Raw genomic sequence first — 1,618 nt, forward strand, 5'->3', positions numbered from 1 at the left:
AGCCGAACATCCCGGCCGCCTCGCCAACCAGCGCCGGCGCGATGTAGTGTCGTGCGGTCAGCCGCAGGCCGGCGTCGGCGTGGTGCAGCAGCCAGCGAAGGGTCGGCAGCGGCTCGCCGGGCAGCACCGGCGGCTCGAGCAGCCGCGGCACCACCCGCCGGGCCATCTGGGCGCGCTCGCCAGGGTGTCCGTGGGCCCACTCGTCGATGCGTTCGGCGCTGATCCTGCTGAGCCAGGTGTCGGTACCCGGCTCCTTGGTGGGCCTGGTCAGCCAGCGCTCGACGAGCCCGGCGCGCTTGGTCTTCCAGCCGCTGACGCCGACCCGCAGGTCTCCGGCGACCACCGCGAGCTCGATCGCGGCGGCGCAGGCGTCGTAGGCGGCCCGCTCCTGCTGGCCCATCGCAGAGCTCCAGGCGAGCAGGTCGGTGTCGGGCGGCGCGGCGTGCGAGGTGGCGAGTGCCTTGGAGTAGGCGGCGACGCCGTGGTCGTGCCCTTCGGCGTAGGCGGCGACGATCCGCTCGGTCTGCTCGGAAGCGCAGACGTCCCCGTAGCGCTCCATGCCGGCCAGCGTGAGCAGCCTGGCCAGTGCCTTTGCCACCGCGATGTGGCCACTCGATGACGCCGGCCAGCTCGTCGGCAGCACGCACCACAGGAACTCCTGCAAGCGCAGCAGCGAGATCACCTCAAGGCCACCGCCTGATGTCAGCCAGCGGAGCGCGGCCTTCGCGTCCTCGGCTACCGCCGGGTCCTCGCGAGCGAGCGTCTGAAGTGCCTCCGCCTCAGTCATCATGCGGCCAGTCTGCCCCACGAGGATCCCTCAGGGTAGACGCGTTGCTGATTTGGCAGGTGATGTGACGGTCGTGCACGACTAACGGTCATATCGTGATATATCAGCACACGCAGGCCTGCCGGATACCGGCCCGCTCCGAGCGCCGGGCCAGAGCAGGCGGCCGCCGGTTTAAGGCGGGGAACGTACACCGCCCCTGGCGCCTTCGGGCATCATTGCTCGGGTGAGCGGCATTTACGACGAACCCGAGCTGTACCAGCTCGCCTGCGCCTATCGCGACGTCCCGGCCGAGGTTACCGCGCTGCTTGCCTGGTGCGGCGAGCACTCGCGAGAAGAGGTCCAGTCGGTCCTCGAACTCGCCGCCGGCCCGGCCGAACACGCCCTTGAACTCGCCCGCCGCGGGCTGCGCGCCACGGCGCTCGACAAGTCCGCCTCGATGTGCGGGTTCGCGGCGGCGCGGGCCGAGGGCGCGGGGCTTGACCTCGGCGTGGTCGAGGCGGACATGCGGGACTTCAAGCTCCCGGACCGCTTCGATCTCGCGATCACCATGCTGAACTCGCTCTGCCACCTGTTCACCCTCGACGACCTGCTGGCCCACCTGGCCGCCGTGGCGGCGCACCTGCGGCCCGGCGGGCTCTACATCGCCGAGCTCGCGCACCCAGCCGACTACTTCGCGCCGGTCCCGCGGACGAGCAGCGAGTGGACGATCGATCAGGAAGGCGTCCGCGCCGAGGTGCGGTGGGGCGGCGGCCAGGACCGGATCGACCCCGTGACGCAGATCACCAGGGAACACATGAGCATCACCGCTCACGACGCGGACGGGACGGTCCG

Annotated in this window: 1 protein-coding gene and 1 pseudogene; one reads left to right on the forward strand and one right to left on the reverse strand. The window is 71.0% G+C overall.

Annotated elements, in window-relative coordinates:
- Positions 1-790, reverse strand: a pseudogene (locus WA805_RS25610) (hypothetical protein); the annotation flags it as partial.
- A 220-nt stretch (positions 791-1,010) separates the two neighbouring features.
- Between WA805_RS25610 and WA805_RS25615 the strand changes: the two are divergent.
- Positions 1,011-1,618: class I SAM-dependent methyltransferase (locus WA805_RS25615; protein ID WP_425243620.1), on the forward strand; the 608-nt coding region annotated here is incomplete at its 3' end.

It is taken from the genome of Trebonia sp., from assembly GCF_049794275.1.
Classification (GTDB): Bacteria; Actinomycetota; Actinomycetes; order Streptosporangiales; family Streptosporangiaceae; genus Trebonia.